The organism is Pseudomonas sp. Sample_21 (assembly GCF_004307525.1).
Classification (GTDB): domain Bacteria; phylum Pseudomonadota; class Gammaproteobacteria; order Pseudomonadales; family Pseudomonadaceae; genus Aquipseudomonas; species Aquipseudomonas atacamensis.
Genome location: NZ_RCNZ01000079.1, coordinates 93181 through 113294, shown reverse-complemented (window position 1 = coordinate 113294; position 20114 = coordinate 93181). Strand labels below are relative to the sequence as shown.

Sequence of the window (20114 nt, the reverse complement as noted above, 5' to 3'; positions counted from 1 at the left end):
CAGTCAGGCGCCTGCGGAGGAAGCATTCATGCGTAAACCAAACCTTACCGATGTGTCGATATTTGCTGCGGTGGTCGAGGCGGGGGGATTTCGTGCTGCCGCGCAAAAGCGCGGGCTGTCCGCCTCCTCGTTGAGCGACTGCATGCGTCGGCTGGAAAGCGACCTGGGCGTGCGCCTGCTCAATCGAACCACGCGCAGCGTCACGCCGACGGCCGCCGGCGAGCGATTGCTCGAGCGCCTGCGCCCGGCCTTGCAGGAAATCGACGCCGCTTTCAACGATCTGGACGACGACGCTCAGCGCCCGGTCGGCACGCTCAAGCTCAATGTGCCAGTGCCGGTGGCACGCTTTCTGTTGCCCGACCTGCTGGCGCGTTTTCTGCGCCTTTATCCAGGAGTCAGTGTCGAAGTCGTCATGGACAACACCTTCGTCGACGTCAACGCTGGCGGGTATGACGCCGGCGTGCGCTATGAAGAGAGCCTGGCCAAGGACATGATCGCCGTCCCCATCGGCCCGCGTCGCCAACGCTTCGTTGCAGCCGCCGCCCCGGGCTATCTGGCTGAACGCGGTACGCCCACTCACCCCGAAGAACTGCCGGGCCATGACCTGCTTGGCCATCGCTTCGAGAGTGGCAAAGTCGGCGTATTCGAGTTCCATCGAGACGGCCGTATCGTGCGTATCCCGCCTCAGGGGCAACTGCTGACGTCGTCGCACGATCTGAAAATTCGCTCTGCCATCAACGGACTGGGCATCGTCTATACCTTCGAGGACTTCCTGCGCGAGCCGCTCTCCGATGGTCGACTGGTGCCGATTCTCGAGGACTGGTGGCAGACCTTCGACGGTCCGTTTCTGTATTACCACGGCCGCCGCCACATGCCTTCGCCGCTGAGGGCGTTTGTGGATTTTTTGCGGGGGGAAGGGGAGATTGCGGAAAGCTCAGATGTTTGAAGCGCTGTTTTGTAAGGCGAATACATGGCTTCGCAACAAGCGCCTATGGCGACTGGCAGCAATCGGCCAGAAGCAGCCGTTCGCAGTTGGCCCTTAAGGCCCAGAGCTGGTGGGACGATAGTCACAACGGCCAGCACTGAACATTGCCGTCTGACGTGTTGGTTATTTGCCCTAGGAAGGCGCCACCGTCTGTTAGGATCTAAGTTCACTGACGGAACAGGAGTGCGGTTCGTGAGCAAGTACAGTGCAAGCGCCGACAGCGTTCCCAAGGGCATATGGCTAATAAGCGCCGCTGTCTTTCTCCTTTCTCTGGCCGATGCAGCGGTCAAATATTTCAGCGCCAGACTTCCACTCTGGCAGTTGTTCCTCATCGTATCCTGCCTGTCGGTGCCCACCCTTGTAGCCTGGCTCGCCACGGGCATCAGATCGGATCGACACTCAACCGCCTCGATGTTTTGGGTCACAATCAGGAGCATTCTGCTGTTGTTAATGTGGGTAACGTACTACTCAGCGTTACCGTTGATCCCATTATCAGTGGCCGCCGTGGCGATCTACACAACTCCCCTTTTCATAGCGCTTTTCTCCACCTTTTACGGAGGTGAGCCTTTACCACTGCGGGGTTGGGTAGCGATAGGAATAGGCTTCACGGGTGTCGCCACGGTATTACGCCCGGGATCAGACATTTTCGTCCTTGCAACCCTGCTACCTGTGATTGCGGCTGTTTTCTATGCGATCGCGATGGTTGTGACACGCCGACATTGTCGCAATGATCATCCACTTGTATTGGCTCTGGGCTTGAATATCGCTTTTCTTTTCGCCGCCGTCATAGGAGGCATCGCATCGCTAATGGTCAGTGAGTCCACCGTCGCTGGTGCTGCATTTCTACTCTCGCCTTGGCAGACGCTTGGTTGGCAGGAGATTCTTTTTATCTTCTGTTACGCCTGCGCCCTGATTTTCATAAATACGGCTACCGCCAAGGCCTACCAAGTTGCGCCTCCAGCACTTATCGGGACTTTCGATTATGCCTACTTGGTTTTTGCCTGCCTTTGGGGTTATGTATTGTTCCAGGAAACGCCGGACGTCTTCACATGGGCTGGAATTTTTTTGATTGTCATTGCCGGCTTCCTGATTCTGCGTGCCCAAAAATCTAATAAATAAGCGGTTCTTGGCCCAGAGACGTCGTTCGTGAGCGGCAGCTGTCGGCCAAAAGCAGCCAGTCAAAGCCCTCGATAAACCTCAAGCTTTTGGATTGTGCCAAAAACAAATTGTGACTCAGAGCAGGTGAGTGGCTTGGTTAAATCCCTGTCTGCTCTGCAATTTCCAAAGCACCATCGACCTCAATGCCCAAGTACTTGACAGTGCTTGGAGTTTCGTACGACCAGGCAGGAGTTGGACAGCCGGCTTGCACATGTGCCGCTCTATACGGAGAGTTTGATCATTCGCGAAGGTGCGAAAATGCAGCCAATTAAGGTTTTTCATGCAGAGCGCAGCAGCCTTGACATCTATCTGCAGATTGGACCCTCAGCCGAACGGCTTGCTTTGTAACGCAGTCAACCATCGTCCAAGTTGACTTGCCCAAGCATGACTTTAGCGTCGTTTAAATCGATGTAGACAAAACCAGCTTTCCGGCGTTGATCAGCGTCATTGAAGCTTGTGCGATCAACCCAGAAGACCAGACTCTATTCAGGCAAGTGATCATCTTCTCTGTAATCAGCAATTACGTTAAGACGTTACATAGCGCCATTCAAAGGGTTCGTTTTTTGCCAATCTGCAAATCAGAGAAAACCGAGCGCCGCTGTCCACGTTATGACTCATCCAACGGCGCAACCATCATCTTCAGGCACTTCAAAAAAAGCGGCCGATATTCCTCCGGCAGGCGTTCCAGCAGTTTCCTTTCCACTTCTGCATCACGCGGCAGCACGCGATCCAGTAGCTCGGCGCCCTCGGTTCCGAGGTACAGCTGATAGGCGCGTTGGTCGGTTTTAGCGCTGGTACGGATCAGCATGCCGTTGGCGCACAGGCGTTTGACCATTTCGGCAACGGTGTTGCGATCCATGAACAGGTGACCGGCCAGTGCGTTCTGGGTCAGGCCGGGGTGTTGCGATACCACGATCAGTGCTGCTTTCTGTCGCGGGGTGATCGATTCGCCGGAAAATTCTGCGTTGAACAGTTCTTCCGCGACGAAGTGTGCCCGCCGCAGCAGGTGGGAAACGATGTCTTCCAGGTGAAACTGGTCGACGAGTAGCTGGCTTTGGGAAGAAAGTTTCGCGGGCTCTGGCGTGCGTGTGGATGGCATTGGACGTCCGGTCATTCCTTGCGGTGGCGATCCTTTGGGGATCAATCATAAGTACGTGCACGTACTATTTGTCAGGCAAATCAGCCAGTTAAGTATTGGTCTTCCAGCACGGCGAAACAAGTCTGCCAATAATCAACGTGCACGTACTATTGTTTTGCTGGCTGACTGCCAAAAAGTCGTTGACAGGCCGTATGACCGGTCATAGCATCGGCTCCATAAAGGACGTATACGTACTTAATGAGAATAACAAAATGACTTGGTCAGCGACCCCGACAACTGCTGTTACATGGACTCCTCTGGTCAGCCGCGCCTTGCCTGCGCCGCATTTTGCCTATAGCCCTGTGGTACGGGCCGGCGGTTTCATTTTCGTCTCGGGAATGGTCGGTCTCGACCCGGCCCACGGCGGCCTGGTAGACGGCGGTATGGCCGCAGAGGTGCAGCAGATCCTGATCAACCTCAGCGAATTGTGCAAGGAGCTGACGTTCGGACTGGAGAAATTGATGTTGGTGCGGATCTATTGCGCTGACTTCAGCCAGTTCGGCGTGCTCAATCAGCATTGGCAAGCTTTCTTCGAGGGGCGCACCCCACCTGCGCGAACTTCGCTAGGGGTTGATGCGCTGCCGTTGGGGGCGTTGGTTGAAATGGAATTCCAGTTCGCGATTGATTCTTCACTGCCTTGATGCAACACAAAAAGAACAGGAGAAGCGACATGGCAAACGGTGAAATTATCAGCGGGTTTCTGGCCCCTCATCCACCGCACATTCTTTATGCGGAAAACCCACCGCAGAACGAACCACGCTCCCAGGGCGGCTGGGAACAATTGCGCTGGGCGTATGAGCGGGCGCGCGCCAGTGTCGAGGCGTTGAAGCCGGACGTACTGCTGGTGCACTCGCCGCACTGGATCACGTCCGTGGGGCATCATTTCATCGGTGTCGAGCACCTGGCCGGGCGCTCGGTCGACCCGATCTTTCCCAACCTGTTTCGCTTCGACTACTCGATAAAATTCGACGTCGAACTGGCCGAGGCCTGCTGTGAAGAAGGCCGCAAGGCAGGGCTGCAGACCAAGATGATGCGCAACCCGCGTTTTCGCGTCGACTACGGCACCATCACCGCACTGCATATGATCCGTCCGCAGTGGGACATTCCAGTGGTGTCGATCTCGGCCAACAACACGCCTTATTACCTGAGCATGGAAGAGGGCCAGGTGGAGATGGATCTGTTGGGCAAGGCCACCCGCGAAGCGATCGCCAAATCGGGCAAGCGCGCGGTGCTGCTGGCGTCCAACACTCTATCGCATTGGCATTTTCATCAAGAGCCGGAGCCGCCAGAAGACATGACCCAGGAACATCCGCAGAGCCAACTGGGGTATCAGTGGGACATGCGCATGATCGAGCTGATGCGGCGCGGGGAAATGAATGAAGTCTTTCGTCTGCTGCCGCAGTTCATCGACGAGGCGTTCGCCGAAGTGAAGTCCGGTGCGTTCACCTGGATGCACGCGGCCATGCAGTACCCGCAACTGGCGGCGGAACTGCACGGCTACGGCACGGTAATCGGCACTGGCAACGCGGTAATGGAATGGAATCTGCTCAAGGCCGGTCTCGCCCGTGCCGCAGCAGAAGCCGCCTGAACCTCGCGACTCGCAGACCTCTTTTCAAGGTGAACAACCATGACGCTTGTATCGGCTTTTCTGGTCCACGGTAGCCCGCTGCCGCAACTTTGCCCCGATGTGCCCAATTGGCAGCGCTTCCGACAGGCCATGCAACAGGCCGGCGCCGCATTACGTGCCTCTCGGCCCGACGTGGTGCTGCTCTATTCCACGCAATGGTTCGCCGTGCTTGATGAGATCTGGCTGACCCGGCGCCGCAGCGAAGACATTCACGTCGACGAAAACTGGCACGAATTCGGTGAGATGGCCTATGACTTGTACAGCGATGTGAGCCTGGCCAACGCTTGCATCGAGGCCTGCCGGGCCAAAGGTGTGAATGCCCGTGGCGCCGACTATCAAGGCTTTCCGATCGACACCGGAACCATCGTCGCCAGCACCGCGCTCAGTGTGGGCAGCGAAGCGTTGCCGCTGGTGGTGGCGTCCAACAACCTCTACGACAACGCCGAAGCGACCGAGAAGCTGGCGGCGATTGCCGTGGCCTGCGCTGCCGAACAAGGCAAGCGCGTGGCAGTGGTGGGCGTCGGTGGCTTGTCCGGGAGCCTGTTTACAAAACCCATCGAAGCGCAGGACGACCGCATCGTCCACGCAGAAGAAGACGCCTGGAATCGCAAGGTTCTGGCGCTGATCGAGGCGGGCGATGTCGATGCGCTGCGCGAAGTGCTGCCGGCCTATGCCGCCGAAGCGCGGGTGGACATGGGTTTCAAGCATTTCCACTGGTTGCTCGGCGCACTCGGTGGGCGTTTCCAGGGCGCCACAGTGCATCACTACGGCGCGTTGTATGGCAGCGGCGCCGCTGTCGTGGAGTTCAACCCCTGAGGGGATGAACGAGCAGGTGCGCGATCTCGCTCATCACCGCTGCTGAAGCGCGCCGCATCAATTTTTTTCCGTAGACCGTTTGCGTTGCCGTTGCAACGCAAGCCGTGCATGCCTGCGCCCGCGATTTATCGGGCCGGGCCTCTGCAAATTCGCGAGCCGGCTGCAGGCTCGCCGTCAGCCGTGTCATTGAGGTCAGTCATGAAAAACTATCGAAATTTTATCAATGGTCGCTGGGTCGAGAGCCCGCGCACCTTCGAGGACATCAGCCCGGTCGACGGCTCCGTCGTCGCCGTGGTCCATGAGGCTGGCCGCGAGCTGGTGGACGAGGCGGTCAAGGCTGGCCATCGCGCCGTCGCTGGCGCCTGGGGCCGCACCAGCGCCGCTGAACGTGTCGACGTCCTGCGCCGGATCGCTGACGAAATGGAGCGTCGCCAGGCCGATTTCCTGGCCGCCGAAATGGCCGACACCGGCAAGCCGCTGGCCATGGCCTCGGTGATCGACGTGCCACGCGGCATCGCCAATTTCCGTACCTTCGCAGACATCCTCGCCACCGCGCCGCTGGACAGCCATCGCCTGGACCTGCCAGACGGTGCCTACGCGCTGAACTACGCCGCCCGCAAGCCACTCGGCGTGGTCGGAGTGATTTCCCCGTGGAACCTGCCGTTGCTGTTGCTGACCTGGAAGGTCGCACCGGCCTTGGCGTGCGGCAACGCGGTGGTGGTCAAACCTTCCGAAGACACTCCCGGCACCGCGACGCTGCTCGCCGAAGTGATGCAAGCCGCCGGTGTACCGGATGGCGTGTTCAACCTGGTGCACGGTTTCGGTCCGGACTCGGCCGGCGAGTTCATTTCCCGGCACCCGGACATCAGCGCCATCACATTCACGGGCGAATCACGCACGGGCACCACCATCATGCGTGCTGCCGCCGAAGGAGTTAAGCCGGTGTCGTTCGAGCTGGGCGGCAAGAACGCAGCGATCATTTTCGCCGACTGCGACTTCGAGAAAATGATCGACGGCATGATGCGCGCGCTGTTTCTCAACAGCGGTCAGGTGTGCCTGTGCTCCGAACGGGTGTATGTCGAACGGCCGATTTTCGAGCGTTTCTGCACAGCGATTGCCGAGCGCATCAAGGTGATGAAAATCGACTGGCCCCACGATCCTGCCACGCAGATGGGGCCACTGATTTCGGCCAAGCATCGCGACAAGGTGCTGAGTTACTTCGAACTTGCGCGCCGGGAAGGTGCGACCTTCATCGCCGGTGGCGGCGTACCGCATTTTGGTGATGCACGTGATAACGGCGCATGGGTCGAGCCGACCGTCATTGCCGGGCTGTCCGACGACGCCCGTTCGGTGCGCGAAGAAATCTTCGGGCCGATCTGCCACGTGTCGCCGTTCGACAGCGAGCGTGAAGTCATCGCCCGCGCCAACGACACCCGTTACGGCCTGGCCGCCACCATCTGGACCACCAACCTGAGCCGCGCGCACCGCGTCAGCGAGGCCATGCGCGTGGGCATCAGTTGGGTAAACACCTGGTTTTTGCGCGATCTGCGTACGCCGTTCGGTGGCGCTGGATTGTCCGGCATCGGCCGTGAGGGCGGCATGCACTCACTGAACTTTTATTCGGAACTGACCAACGTCTGCGTACGCATTGACCAGGAGAGCGAGCAATGAGCGATCAACTTCAACGAGTTGCCGATCTGCTCGACCAGGCGGCCACAAGCGGCGAACCGGTGCTGCCGGTCCGCGATCAGTTGGCCTCGATTGCCGACGCCTACCGGGTGCAACAGCTCAACACCCAGCGCCAGGTCCACGCCGGGCGGCGTATCACCGGGCGCAAGATCGGCCTCACCTCGCATGCGGTGCAGCAGCAGTTGGGCGTGGATCAACCGGACTTCGGCACCTTGTACGACAGCATGGAGGTCGCCGATGGCGAGGCGATCGCCTGGCCGCGCCTTATGCAGGCCAAGTGCGAGGCGGAAGTGGCGCTGGTGCTGGAGCGCGATCTGGACCGCGAAAACATCGTGCTAAGCGATTTGCTCGCGGCTACCGCCTATGCACTGCCTGCCATTGAGGTGGTCGGTAGCCGCATCGCCAACTGGAACATCAGCATTCTCGACACCATCGCCGACAACGCCTCGGCCGGCCTCTACGTGCTCGGCCAGCGGCCGGTGAAACTTGCCGATCTGGATTTGCGCCTGGCCGGCATGGTCATGGAGCGCCAGGGCGAGCCCGTATCTTTCGGCGTCGGTGCGGCATGCCTGGGTCACCCCTTGAATGCCGCGTTGTGGCTGGCGCGCACCCTGGTCGATATGGGCACGCCACTGCGGGCCGGCGATGTGGTGCTCAGCGGTGCCTTGGGACCGATGGTCAGTGTCGCGCCCGGTGATGTTTTCGAGGCACGCATTCAGGGTCTGGGCAGCGTCCGGGCCTGTTTCGAACCCGCCAATTGAGGTGATCCGCATGAAAATTCAACGTATTGCCCAGCGCCTCGATGAGGCGGCCCGGCTCGCTCAGGCGACCCTGCAACTCAGCGGTGAAGACACCGTCACGCTGGACGAGGCCTATCAGGTGCAGCGCCAGTTGATCGAACAACGTCTTGCCCGTGGCGCGCGTCAGGTGGGCATGAAAATGGGCTTCACCAGCCGCGCGAAAATGGCCCAGATGGGTGTTTCCGATCTGATCTGGGGGCGCTTGACCTCGGACATGTGGATCGAGGAGGGCGGCAGCATTGATTTGTCCCGGTATGTGCACCCGCGTGTCGAGCCGGAGGTCTGCTTTCTGCTCGGCAAGCGCCTGCAAGGGCAGGTGACGCCGTTGCAGGCCTTGGCCGCAGTCGAAGCCGTCGCGCCGGCGCTGGAGGTAATTGACTCGCGCTACCGCGACTTCAAGTTTTCGCTGCCTGACGTGGTCGCCGACAACGCTTCGTCGTCCGGCTTCGTGGTCGGCGGATGGCAGCGGCCCGACACCAATCTCGACAATCTGGGGCTGGTGATGAGCTTCGACGGCCGCGCGGTGGAGATGGGCAGCACGGCGGCGATCCTCGGGGCACCAGTACGTGCGCTGGTGGCGGCGGCGCGCCTGGCTGCGCAGCACGGCGAAGCGCTGGAACCCGGCAGCCTGGTGCTGGCCGGTGCCGCGACGGCAGCCGTGGCGTTGCGTCCGGGGGTCGCGGTGCGTTGTGAATTCCAGCATCTGGGCAGCGTGGCGTTCCAAACGCTGCGCGAGGAGTAAAGCCATGAGTGACAAAGCGCAAACCCGTGCCCGCGTGGTCGATGGCAAGGCCACCCCGCTGGGCGCCTTTCCGCACGTCAAACGCGCCGGTGACTTTCTGTTCGTTTCCGGCACCAGTTCGCGCCGCCCCGACAACAGCATCGCCGGTGCCGAGCTGGATGCCACTGGGCGCGTGCGCCCGTGCATTGAAGTGCAGACCCGCGAGGTGCTGAACAACATTCGCGACATTCTGCGCAGTGTCGATGCCGACCTCGAAGACGTGGTTGAGGTGTGCAGCTATCTGGTCAACATGAACGATTTTGCTCAGTACAACCAGGTCTACGCGCAGTTCTTCGACGCCGACGGCCCGACGCGCACCACTGTAGCCGTGCACCAGTTGCCTCACCCGCATCTGGTCATCGAAATCAAAGCCGTGGCCTACAAGCCATTGCGCTGAACCCACTCACCGAGTGCGGGCCGCAGCCGAGGGGCTGGCCTGCACTCGACAGGAGAAGAACAGATGTCATCTGCTCGCATTCCCGTGGCAATCATTGGCTCGGGCAACATCGGCACCGATCTGATGATCAAGATCCTGCGCAATTCCGACATGCTCGAAGTGGCTGCAATGGTCGGCATCGACCCGACCTCCGACGGTCTGGCGCGTGCCGAACGTCTCGGCGTGCCCACCACCGCAGAGGGCATCGACGGACTGCTCGCGCTGCCCGATTTCAAGAAAATCCGCATCGCCTTTGACGCCACTTCGGCAGGTGCGCACAAGGTGCATGACGCCAGACTGCGCGACCATGGTGTGCGCGTCATCGACCTGACCCCGGCCGCGCTTGGGCCTTTCGTGATTCCGGTGGTGAACTTCGCCGAGCATGCCGAGGCGCCGAACCTGAACATGGTCACCTGCGGTGGCCAGGCGACCATCCCGATCGTGCATGCAGTGGCGAGCGTGGCGCCGGTGCATTACGCCGAAATCGTCGCGGCGATTTCCAGCAAGTCTGCCGGCCCCGGCACCCGCGCCAATATCGATGAGTTCACCGAGACTACGTCTCGCGCCATCGTAGAAGTGGGCGGAGCCGCCCGTGGCAAGGCGATCATCGTCCTCAACCCGGCCGAGCCGCCGCTGATCATGCGCGACACCATCTACTGCTTCGTGCCGCCGGATGCCGACACCCAGGCAATCGCCGGCGCCGTCGAGGCGCGGGTCGCTGAAGTGCGTCGTTATGTGCCGGGTTATCGGCTCAAACAACAAGTTCAGTTCGAGCACTTCGGCGAGGACAACCGGCAGAACATTCCCGGTCTGGGCTGGAGCACCGGCATCAAGGTCGCGGTGTTCCTCGAAGTGGAAGGTGCCGGGCATTACCTGCCGGCGTTCGCTGGCAACCTCGACATCATGACCAGCGCGGCGTTGACCGTCGCCGAACGTATTGCCCAAGCGCAACTCGCCGCTGAAGGGGTGGGAAAATGATCGACAAGAATAGAAAAATCCACGTTTCCGACGTCACCCTGCGCGACGGTATGCATGCCGTGCGTCACCGCTACAGCCTCGAACAAGTTGCACGGATCGCCCAGGCGCTGGACGACGCCGGCGTAGACAGCATTGAAGTTGCGCACGGCGATGGCTTGCAGGGGTCGAGTTTCAACTACGGCTTTGGTGCCCACACCGATCTTGAGTGGATCGAGTCGGCGGCGGCAGTGGTCAAGCGTGCCCGCATTGCAACGCTGTTGCTGCCGGGGATCGGCACCGTGCACGACCTCAAGGCTGCCTACAACGCCGGCGCGCGCATCGTGCGCGTGGCCACCCACTGTACCGAAGCCGACGTATCCCGCCAGCACATCGAATACGCCCGTTCTTTGGGTATGGACACCGTCGGTTTCCTCATGATGAGCCACATGCAAACCCCCGCCGGACTCGCCGCGCAAGGCAAGCTGATGGAAAGTTATGGTGCACAGTGCGTCTACGTGGTGGACTCGGGCGGGGCGATGAACATGTGGGACATTGCCGAGCGCTTCAAGGCCCTCAAGGACGTGCTCGACCCGGCAACCGAGACCGGCATGCATGCCCATCACAACCTCAGCCTCGGCGTGGCCAACAGCCTGATTGCGCTTGAAAACGGCTGCGATCGCATCGATGCCAGCCTCACCGGTATGGGCGCCGGCGCAGGTAATGCACCGATGGAAGTGTTCGTCTCCGCGGCCGAGCGCATGGGCCTGAACCACGGCTGTGATGTGAAAAAGCTGATCGATGCCGCCGAAGACATCGTCCGCCCTATGCAGGAGCGGGTGGTGCGGGTCGACCGCGAAACGCTCGCGCTGGGTTATGCCGGGGTTTATTCAAGCTTCCTGCGCCACGCCGAAGCGGCCGCCAGCAAATACGGCTTGTCGGCTTTCGACATCCTCGTCGAGTTGGGCAAGCGCCGGATGATCGGCGGCCAGGAAGACATGATCGTCGACGTTGCCCTCGACATGCTCAAAAAGACCTGAAGCGCTTATTTGCAGGTTTTTCCGATAAGGCCCGCAGGTGATTCGGGCCTGACCTGGGGCGGCTGCGCTTGTGAAAGGTGAGCGCCTGCCTGGTTTTTTCGCCAATCAATGGGTAGACACGATGAACAATAACAACAGTGCAGTAAGCCCATCTCTTGTCACCGCGCGGCTGTTACTGGGCTGCTCGCTGACCGCGCCGGCCGCGCAAACCCTCGCCACCGAAGGTGGCGGCTCCATGTACCCTATGGGTGCCGAGAACTACTTGTCTGGCGCCATGCCGCCACCGGGCCTGTATGGCACCGTCTACGCCCAGCGTTACCGCGCCGACCGTTTGCGCGGCAATGACGGGCGGCAGCTGCCAGTGGACTTCCGCCTGCGCGCCGATGTCATTGCGCCGCGCGTCGTGTGGGTCACCGAGCAGAAGGTGTTGGGCGGCAGTCTGGCGTTCCATGCCATCGCGCCGCTGGTCGAGTTGAAGGTCTCGCTCGACGGCACCAGTCAGCGCAAGCGCGAGCTGGGCGACATCACGTTCGGCCCCGGCCTGGGCTACCACTACAGTGAAAAAATGCATGCCGCCTATGGCATCGATTTCTTCGCTCCCACGGGACGTTTTGACCGCGACGATCTGGTCAATATCGGCCGTAATTACTGGACCGTGCAACCGGTGGCGGCCTTCAGCTACGTCGATCCGAACGGGCTGAACATCGACATCAAGACCATGTACGACTTCAACCTGCGCAACCGCGACACTGATTACCGTTCCGGCCAGGAGCTGCACGCCGACTATGCCATTGGCTGGGGCCTCAGCAATGGCTGGGTGCTCGGTGTGGGCGGCTACGTGTACCGGCAGACCACCGACGACGATGTCCGCGGTGAGCGGGTCGAGGACAATAAAGGCCGCGCGTTCGCCATCGGCCCATCGATCAAATACAGCAGTCAGCGGGGTTGGTTCGTGACCGCAAAGTGGCAGCAGGAGCGCGCGGTGCGCAATCGCGCCGAAGGCGACGCCTATTGGCTAAAGCTCGTTTTTCCGTTCTGACCTCTTGCCGAACGATTGCCAATGGCGCTGGCCCCCAAGAACTCCCCGGAGCATGCCTGTATGAAAATCCCGATCTACCAACGTTTTACCACGACGGCGCAGCTTGACGAGCAGTACGACATCGAGGCCTCGGTCAAAGACTTCGATGGCTATGTTCAGCGGTTCATCGAGCAAAGCCAAATCGCACGCGCCCAACTGCCCAATAAGCTGGACGTGCCCTACGGCCCGACCCTAGACGAAACCTTCGACGTGTTTTTCCCCCAACAGGCAACCCCCGGAACCTTGCGCCCGGCAGTGTTCTTCGTTCATGGCGGTTACTGGCGGGCGACCACCAGCAAGGAGTGGAGCTTCGTGGCCAAGGGCTTGGCCGCGCTGGGCGTGGTGACGGTGATTGAGAACTACACGCTGGCGCCGAAAGTCACCATTGCCGAGATCGTACGCCAGCATCGCGCGGCGTTCTGCTTCCTGTGGCGCAACGCCGAGCGGTTCGGGATTGATCGCGAGCGCATCGTGGTGGTCGGGCATTCAGCTGGAGCCCACGGAGTGGCCGAGCTGCTGGCGACCGATTGGGTGGGCGACTATGGCCTGCCGGCCCAACCCTACCAAGGCGCCATCGCTGTCAGCGGGGTGTTTGACTTGCGTCCGCTACCGCATACCTTTCTGGCCTCGACGATTGATTTCACCTGGCAATCAGTCGAGTCGCTGAGCCCGATATTGCACATTCCGGCGCGGCTCCCGCCCCTGATGCTGGCCTACGGGCTGCGCGAGACGGACGAATTCCGCCGCCAGACGATGGACTATGCCTGCGCCTGCATAGAACAAGGCGCACCGGCCGAGCTGCTCGCGCTGGACTCAGACCATTTCAACATCCTCGACGACCTGGCGGCAGGCAGCGGCCCCATGGTGCAGTGGATCAAGCGGTGGCTAAAACTGGACGCTGCTCGGGCCTGAATCCGACAGCGATCTTTGCCGGGTTGTAACTGCTCTTTCGCTCGCTGAGCGCTTTGGCTTGTTGCGTTGATGCTCTGCGAAACCGACTCAAGAACAACCTGGCTGTGAACTTTAAAATCAAAAAAAGGTAGGGTTCCCAATGAAATGCAAAATTGCCGTGTCGCTATTGCTGGCCTCTGTGGCCTTCGGTGTTCAGGCCGTAGAGAACAATGTTGGCTGCGAAAAACCACTGCCGCTGTCGGCGCCTCAGGATGAATGGTCACTGTTTCAGGAAACGGTGAAGCGCGCACCCGCGGTCATGGGCGATGTGCACCGTGAATATTATGGCAAAGGCCTGGATAACTTCGGCGACCTGCGTTTACCCAAAGGCAAAGGGCCGTTTCCGGTTGTAGTGGTTGTTCACGGTGGACGCTGGAGCGCTGATGTCAGCCTCGACTACATGGCGCCGGTCGCTGATCTGCTGACCAAGGCAGGCTTCGCGACGTGGAACATCGAATACAGTCGTGTGGGCAGTTACGGCGAATGGCCGAACTCTTTCAAAACGGTCGCCAGCGCGGCGGACAAGTTGCAGGAGCTGGCGAAGACGTACCCGTTGGACTTGAAGAAAACGGTCACCATTGGTCACTCATCGGGGGGGCATTACGCGCTGTGGCTGGCCGGTAGAAGCCTGTTGAAGCCGGAGTCTGAACTGTATGCCGCAAACCCGTTGAAAATCTCCGGCGTGGTCGTGCTCGATGGTGTGGTCGACTTGGCGTGGTATTCGACCCTGCCACGCGGCGATGTTCAGGCCAAGGTGCTCGGCAACATTCAAGGTGAGGCGCTGCAGAAGCGTTTGCAGGAAGTCTCCCCGGCGCAGATGCCACTGGTAAAAGTCCCGCAGATATTCATCACCAATCAGAGTGACCGTTTTCCCTCCGTTCGCGATTACGTGAAGCGCGCGACTACCGCGGGCGTGCAATCGCGGTATGACGCGCTGTGTGATTCCAATCACTTTGCTCCCGTGAACACGGCCAACGCCGAGATGGCAGAGAAGCTGGTCAAGTATGTGTCCGAACTGTCCCGATAAGGTTTTGGTTAACTGACTTTCGGTCGCTTCGTAACAATCCGCTATTGGCATATAAAAATAATAAAAGTTGAGGGTTATCCCTATGTGGCTTCCTGTAAAGAGTGGAGCTGTGCTGGCGTGTGTCTTGCCCGGCATGCTGCTGAGTGTTGAAGCACTGGCGGAGAATTCCGACAGCGGTTTTTTTAAGGGAAGTTCTCTGACACTGGATACCCGGCACTGGTATTCCAAAGAGATCGGCAGGGGAGACACGGTCTACCGTTATCGTACCGATGATGGGCCACGGGTTTCGCATGACCGAGTCGCCTGGCAACAGGGCTTCAAGCTGGGTTTTATCTCCGGGTATACACCTGGGGCGGTGGGCGTCGGGCTTGATCTCGCTGCATATTCGGTCGTTGCACTGGAGCGCAACCCCGCTGATGCGGCAGGCGGCAGTAACCGCATGCTGGTCAACAGTGACGGTGATGTCGAGCCGAGCTGGAGCCGCCTGGGCGTTGCCGCGCTGAAGTTGCGAATGGCTGAGTCGGAATTGAAAATTGGCCGTCATCAAGTGGCCAACCCCGTGATGAACTTTTCCGATACACGTACCGTGCCGGCGTCTTTTGATGGATGGTCGTTCGAAAACTCATCCATCAAAGGTCTGGTATTGAAGTCCGGTTATTTCTCGAAAATGGCGCCCCGCTATGCGGCCGGTACCGAGCCCATAGGGCTTCAATATGCAATGCGCCCGGTCAGCAGTGACTGGACCGCCTACGTGGGCGGTGATTACACCAGTGCGGGCGGGTTGAAGAGCAGTGTCTATGTTTCCCGTATTCAGGATATCTGGGATCGGGAATATCTAGGCCTAAGCCGGGACTTCAAGACAGGAGAAATAAAAACCTCCGTCAAGTTGTCGGCTTACAACACCCAATCCAGCGGAAAACAAGAGGCCGGTTATATCGATCAGCAGGCCTATGGCCTGACGGTTACCCCCAGCTTCAAGAACCATACCGTCGAGTTTGGCCTGCAGAAAATAGTCGGTGATGAGTTCTTCGATTACGTCAAAGAATCAAATGCCATTTCGTTGCCCAATACCATGGTTTCCTATTTCAACGGGCCGAACGAAACCTCGTTGCAGATCAAGTACATCAATGACTGGGCGGCCTACGGCGTGCCGTGCTTCAAAAGCATACTTTGGCATACACGTGGCTGGGGTATTGACGGCACCGGTTACAACGGAGGCAGCAAAGGTGTTTATACCGCTTCACCTCTTCAGGATAACGAGCACCATAATGAAACCGGTGTTTTCGCCAGTTATACCTTCCAGGGAACCGAGCTGAAGGGGGCCAATATCCTTGCCGGTTACGCCTGGCATCGCGCGAGCAGTCATCAGGTCGAGGGCAACTTTGACGAGCTGCGGGTCATCGTGAAAATACCGGTGTCGTTGTTCTGAGATTCCACCGCGTCGCGCTTGGCCAGGTGGATATTTATCCTCCTGCCGCGCATCTTGGGGTGCGCGGCAGGGTGGTCGTCGAAGACTGTCATCAACCAAAGGGGGGACGCCCGTGACGGGCAGCTTCTGGCCGAAAGCCGACATTCGCGACATGCCCACTTACTTGATATCTCGCAACGTCTCGCGAGCAGATCCTCCAGCCGATCTTGGCAGGATTATCTATTCAACATTGCCCGCTTCAAGCGGAATTCGCCTGATAACGTCGTCATAAGGCACCAGATCGAGAAAGGCAATGACTTCAACTGCCTGCAAGTTTCGCATGCGCATGATCCATACGTAGCTGTTGCGATAAGGCGCGCCGTCGGCTGCGGTGGCGGTGCCGTCCCAGTGCACAACGACGTCATCGCCTTCAGCCCAGATATCCGTCACCGTCGGGCGGACGGGCGAGGTGAGCCGTTTTGCGAAGGGTTGGACTGCGCGTTTCAGAAAGTCATCTCGGCCCCGATAAGTGCCTGCCGAGGGGCTCGTCCCCTTGATTTTCCAGATCACATCGGGAGCCAGCACATCTGTGAAGAACGTCCGGCCGCCTTGAGCCCACTGGTTGAACGCTTGCGCAACGAATTGACGATTGCGTTCCGTAGTTGGTTCGCTGGCCATGGCGGGCGCCGGCCCTGCAATGAGTGTGGTGAAGACTAGTGCTAGCGCTGTAGAGAGGCGTTGAACAAGCGTCATTTCCTGTGCTCCTTAATCTGTTCGATGAGCCCCGTCGAGTTGGGTGGGCCGTTGTTGTTATCTGAAGCCGCTAGTTGCGTTCCCACACGCCGTTGTTCTATATGAGGCATTGGCAAAGAATCGGCGCGGGTGTGGACGGCAGTATCTCTGGGCCTCATCTGAAGTGTGACTTATGAGCGGAGGAGGGCTGTTGCAGGATCGTCCTGATTTCTTGCTTGATCATCCGATACCAGATGCCCAACCGCCGCATCCCCACGTGATGGAGTTGTGTTTGAATTCCCTTTCAAAGCTTGTCGATATCATTGGTCGTCACGTCCGGGATGACGGCATTCACAGCACCGCGATCCCGGGTGTCAGCCTTATTCGCTCGGCTACGCCCACGATGCCTATGCCGGTGGTGTATGAGCCAACGCTCTGCCTTGTCGCTCAGGGACGTAAACAAGCGATGCTGGGTACTACCGCCTATGTTTACGATCCGGCCAAGTACCTGATTGCATCGGTAGACCTTCCGGTGATGGGCTCGGTCATCGAGGCGAGTGAGGCTGTTCCCTATCTGTGCCTGGCGCTGGATCTCGATACCGCTGTGTTGAGTGAACTTGCGCTGCGCCATCCGCTAAGAGAAGAGGGCGTCAGTGCACCGCCGGCAGGCATTACGCTCAACGATACGACTCCAGAACTGTTGGATGCTGCGGTTCGGCTGGCCGGGCTGCTCGACAGGCCACGGGATATCGAAGCGCTCGCTCCGTTGGTGATTCGCGAAATGCTTTATCGCCTTCTAACCGAGAATGGCAACAGCATCATCAGGCAGATGGCACAAGCAGACAGCCGCTTGAACCAGATTGCCAAGGCCATTGCCTGGCTGCGCAGCCACTACAACGAAGCGTGTCGAATAGATGAACTCGTCGAAATCGCCGGCATGAGCCGTTCTTCGTTTCACACCCATTTCAAGGTGATCACCTCGATGAGCCCGCTGGAGTTTCGCAACCAGTTGCGGCTACAGGAAGCACGTCGGCTGATGGTCACCGAAGCGGTCGATGCCGCAGAGGCGGGATATGCAGTCGGTTATGAAAGTCCCTCGCAGTTCAGTCGAGACTACGCCCGTCTGTTCGGCATGCCACCAGCGAAAGACGCTTGGCGGCTGCGCACGGACATTTGCGGGATTTGAATCCAGCACTTTTCTTCGCGCAGAAAAAACGAGGCCGCATTTGCGGCCTCGTTTTCAATGTGTTCCGGACTACTGTTTGACGCTCAGGTAATCGCCGGTCGTATTCAGCGAGATGGTCACGTCCTTGTTGCTGCGGTTACGCCAGAACCAGCCATGGGTGCCGTCAAATAACGCGGTGAATTGGCCTTTATGTCCTTCGACCTGCTTGCCCTTGTTGTAGCTGTGGAAGTAACCCTTTTCGCCGTTGGAGGGCTCGCCGTGAGTATCGTAGTTCACGAGCCCGCCAGTGGCTGTCCATTCATAACTGACAGTCTTGCCCTTCAGCATTTCCAGTTTGATTTCCGTACCTTCGCCAGGTTTGAGCGTTACGCTCATCTGATTGGTTCTCAGCGCCGGGGCGGGCGCGGTTACTGGCTTGGTAACAGGCTTCTCAATGGCTTGGACTTGCGCAACTTGCTGCACCGGAGCTCGAGCAGAAGTTGCAGTCGGAGCTGGAGCGGTTGCTTGAGGCGCAGCGGCTTCCGCCAACGCTTCTTGAGCAAGGATGAGTTTCAGCTCGCCCATCTGGGTAAGCCCCAGTGTTCGGCCCACACCTGTAGGATCAATGGCGTATTCAGACGGCATGACAACGGTCACCAAAAGGCCGGCGGCGACCAGTATCGCGATGACGGTCGAGCGCAGCAGTTTGCGGGTGCTGGGCAGTTCATTAACAGTTGGAAGCGGAGTATTGAACATGGTCAGAATTCCTTAGGCGGAGACAAACAGGCCGGTGATCTGGTAACCCATCAAGAGGAAACCGGCACTCATCATGGCGACGTTGGCGGTATACGCGTGGCGCCAGAAACTGCCGGTGCGCCGCCAATACCCCATCAAAATGAGGATCGCGCTGAGGGCCAGCAATTGGCCGATCTCGACACCAACGTTGAAGGCGATCAGGTTCGGAATCAGGCCGTCTGGTGAGATCTCGTATTCCTGAATCTTGGTCGCCAAACCAAAACCGTGGAGCAAGCCGAAGATCAGCGTGGCCACTTTGGTATTGGGTTGGTAACCGAACCAGCGCTGGAATGCGCCGAGGTTATCGAGGGCTTTGTACACCACCGAAAAGCCGATAATGGCGTCGATGATGTAGGAGCTGATGCTGATTTCGGCCAGCACGCCAAGCAGCAGCGTGACCGAGTGGCCTACGGCGAACAGCGTGACGTAAAGGCCAACATCCTTCAGGCGGTAGAGGAAGAAGATCACCCCGAACAGAAACAGCAGGTGGTCGTAGCCGGTCATCATGTGCTTGGCGCCCATGTAGATGAAGGGCAACAACATGACGCCGGTGCTTTCCTGAATGAAACCCTTGTCACCTTCAGCGACGGCATGCGCCATCGCTTCGGGCATGCCGAAGAAAAGTGCCGCTAAAAATAAAAACAAGAGTAATAGCGGGCGATGCCCAGGCGCAGCGAACACGCCAACACCGCTCATTGAGTGCGATTGCATGAATTAATCCTACGTTGCAATGATTTTGGGCCGCATTGCGGCCGTGGTCAGGATGCGAACGAAGGGCGAGGTGGACGCTCGATCAAAAATATCGGCGGCAGAGGAACCGAGTGTCGAAGTGTATCGACCCGGATCGATGGCATCGGCGATGTCGCCAACATCAACGCGGCTGTGAGTTGCGGCGTTTCGTGCTGATGATCAGGGGTCAATGGCGAGTGATAGTGTTCTGAAAAGCTTGAGTGGCTGGATGACGACTCTTCGCCGTGAGCATGATGGACGTCCTGAGCGATCTCCCAGGCTGGCTGCCCCGAGGTGACTGACAACGAATAGGTATGCCCGGCCCAGGCCATGAACATGGCGAGAGCAAGCGCGATTACTACCGTCGTTGTCAGTGTTTTGCTGAACATGGCGTTAAAGGTTTCAACTCGTTGACAGGGCGTTCAAGCGATTTGCCTAATCCCCCCAGGGGGGATACGATTCCAGCGTAATTCATCGAGCCCTGAGACTCAACTCATGAGTGAACACGAACACGAACACGACCACAGCCATCCCCACACCCACCAAAGTCATGAGGCGATCATCAAACGCCTCAAACGGGCGGACGGGCATTTGCGCGGCATCATCACCATGATCGAAGAAGGGCGTCAGTGCGTGGATATCGCCCAGCAGCTTCATGCGGTCGAGAAAGCGATCTGCCAGGCCAAACGCACGCTCATCCAGGATCACATCGACCACTGCCTCGAAGATACCGTTTCGGCGCTAGGCAATGGCGAGCGCGCACCGCTGGAAGCCTTCAAACAAATCACCAAGTACCTTTAGGTCT

At 59.0% G+C, this 20114-nt stretch carries 21 protein-coding genes; 17 read left to right on the top strand and 4 right to left on the bottom strand.

Going from position 1 to position 20114, the window contains the following annotated elements:
- The first annotated feature begins 28 nt into the window (after nt 1-28).
- Together D8U71_RS14330 and D8U71_RS14325 are read left to right on the top strand one after the other, a co-directional pair.
- A complete protein-coding gene (locus tag D8U71_RS14330; RefSeq protein ID WP_130888022.1) occupies nt 29-946 on the top strand; it encodes a LysR family transcriptional regulator in 918 nt (305 codons plus the stop codon).
- 231 nt (nt 947-1177) lie between these two features.
- Nucleotides 1178-2104 (top strand): DMT family transporter, encoded by a 927-nt coding sequence (locus D8U71_RS14325; RefSeq protein ID WP_177434909.1) that lies wholly within the window; start codon nt 1178-1180, stop codon nt 2102-2104.
- Nucleotides 2105-2750: 646 nt separating this feature from the next.
- Here D8U71_RS14325 and D8U71_RS14320 read toward each other — a convergent pair.
- Nucleotides 2751-3287: a MarR family winged helix-turn-helix transcriptional regulator gene (locus tag D8U71_RS14320; RefSeq protein ID WP_241664227.1), complete on the bottom strand. Its 537-nt coding sequence runs from the start codon at nt 3285-3287 to the stop codon at nt 2751-2753.
- A 206-nt stretch (nt 3288-3493) separates the two neighbouring features.
- Here D8U71_RS14320 and D8U71_RS14315 point away from each other — a divergent pair, with 206 nt between their 5' ends.
- The 13 genes from D8U71_RS14315 to D8U71_RS14255 all read left to right on the top strand — a co-directional run bounded on the left by D8U71_RS14315 (nt 3494) and on the right by D8U71_RS14255 (nt 15909).
- Complete coding sequence (locus D8U71_RS14315) at nt 3494-3922, top strand: RidA family protein (RefSeq protein ID WP_177434908.1); 429 nt, start codon at nt 3494-3496, stop codon at nt 3920-3922.
- 29 nt (nt 3923-3951) lie between these two features.
- Complete coding sequence (locus D8U71_RS14310) at nt 3952-4869, top strand: tRNA U-34 5-methylaminomethyl-2-thiouridine biosynthesis protein (protein ID WP_116254809.1); 918 nt, start codon at nt 3952-3954, stop codon at nt 4867-4869.
- Between the two features lie 39 nt (nt 4870-4908).
- Complete coding sequence (locus D8U71_RS14305) at nt 4909-5724, top strand: tRNA U-34 5-methylaminomethyl-2-thiouridine biosynthesis protein (RefSeq protein ID WP_116254808.1); 816 nt, start codon at nt 4909-4911, stop codon at nt 5722-5724.
- Between the two features lie 198 nt (nt 5725-5922).
- The gene (locus D8U71_RS14300; RefSeq protein WP_116254807.1) at nt 5923-7395 is read left to right on the top strand and encodes a 2-hydroxymuconic semialdehyde dehydrogenase; all 1473 of its coding nucleotides are present in this window, start codon (nt 5923-5925) and stop codon (nt 7393-7395) included.
- Nucleotides 7392-8174, top strand: a complete 783-nt coding sequence (locus D8U71_RS14295; RefSeq protein ID WP_125926144.1) for a fumarylacetoacetate hydrolase family protein — start codon at nt 7392-7394, stop codon at nt 8172-8174. Before D8U71_RS14300 ends, D8U71_RS14295 begins: the two co-directional genes overlap by 4 nt.
- Nucleotides 8175-8184: 10 nt before the next feature.
- Nucleotides 8185-8955 (top strand): fumarylacetoacetate hydrolase family protein, encoded by a 771-nt coding sequence (locus tag D8U71_RS14290; protein ID WP_116254805.1) that lies wholly within the window; start codon nt 8185-8187, stop codon nt 8953-8955.
- A gap of 4 nt (nt 8956-8959) precedes the next feature.
- Nucleotides 8960-9391: a RidA family protein gene (locus tag D8U71_RS14285; RefSeq protein ID WP_116254804.1), complete on the top strand. Its 432-nt coding sequence runs from the start codon at nt 8960-8962 to the stop codon at nt 9389-9391.
- Between the two features lie 63 nt (nt 9392-9454).
- Complete coding sequence (locus D8U71_RS14280; RefSeq protein WP_125926146.1) at nt 9455-10408, top strand: acetaldehyde dehydrogenase (acetylating); 954 nt, start codon at nt 9455-9457, stop codon at nt 10406-10408.
- Complete coding sequence (gene dmpG / locus D8U71_RS14275; protein ID WP_130888019.1) at nt 10405-11424, top strand: 4-hydroxy-2-oxovalerate aldolase; 1020 nt, start codon at nt 10405-10407, stop codon at nt 11422-11424. The genes D8U71_RS14280 and dmpG overlap by 4 nt, the downstream gene beginning before the upstream one ends.
- Nucleotides 11425-11545: 121 nt before the next feature.
- Nucleotides 11546-12463: a transporter gene (locus tag D8U71_RS14270; protein ID WP_194087864.1), complete on the top strand. Its 918-nt coding sequence runs from the start codon at nt 11546-11548 to the stop codon at nt 12461-12463.
- 60 nt (nt 12464-12523) lie between these two features.
- Entirely contained in the window at nt 12524-13414 is an 891-nt protein-coding gene (locus D8U71_RS14265; protein WP_158561663.1) for an alpha/beta hydrolase, read from the top strand.
- 139 nt (nt 13415-13553) lie between these two features.
- Nucleotides 13554-14480: an alpha/beta hydrolase gene (locus D8U71_RS14260; protein WP_130888018.1), complete on the top strand. Its 927-nt coding sequence runs from the start codon at nt 13554-13556 to the stop codon at nt 14478-14480.
- Nucleotides 14481-14613: 133 nt separating this feature from the next.
- A complete protein-coding gene (locus D8U71_RS14255; protein ID WP_232245415.1) occupies nt 14614-15909 on the top strand; it encodes an OprD family outer membrane porin in 1296 nt (431 codons plus the stop codon).
- Between the two features lie 219 nt (nt 15910-16128).
- On the opposite strand, the gene D8U71_RS14250 is transcribed toward D8U71_RS14255, so the two are convergent.
- Nucleotides 16129-16641 (bottom strand): nuclear transport factor 2 family protein, encoded by a 513-nt coding sequence (locus D8U71_RS14250; protein ID WP_130888016.1) that lies wholly within the window; start codon nt 16639-16641, stop codon nt 16129-16131.
- Between the two features lie 190 nt (nt 16642-16831).
- Here D8U71_RS14250 and D8U71_RS14245 point away from each other — a divergent pair, with 190 nt between their 5' ends.
- Complete coding sequence (locus tag D8U71_RS14245) at nt 16832-17806, top strand: AraC family transcriptional regulator (RefSeq protein ID WP_241664226.1); 975 nt, start codon at nt 16832-16834, stop codon at nt 17804-17806.
- A gap of 69 nt (nt 17807-17875) precedes the next feature.
- Here D8U71_RS14245 and D8U71_RS14240 read toward each other — a convergent pair whose 3' ends face one another.
- Nucleotides 17876-18541, bottom strand: a complete 666-nt coding sequence (locus D8U71_RS14240) for a transmembrane anchor protein (protein WP_130888015.1) — start codon at nt 18539-18541, stop codon at nt 17876-17878.
- Nucleotides 18542-18553: 12 nt separating this feature from the next.
- Nucleotides 18554-19291 carry a HupE/UreJ family protein gene (locus D8U71_RS14235; protein WP_130888014.1) on the bottom strand — a complete coding sequence of 246 codons (738 nt, stop codon included), beginning with the start codon at nt 19289-19291 and terminating at the stop codon, nt 18554-18556.
- A gap of 513 nt (nt 19292-19804) precedes the next feature.
- Between D8U71_RS14235 and D8U71_RS14225 the strand changes: the two genes are divergently transcribed.
- Nucleotides 19805-20110 (top strand): metal-sensing transcriptional repressor, encoded by a 306-nt coding sequence (locus D8U71_RS14225; RefSeq protein ID WP_122699136.1) that lies wholly within the window; start codon nt 19805-19807, stop codon nt 20108-20110.
- Nucleotides 20111-20114 lie beyond the last annotated feature (4 nt).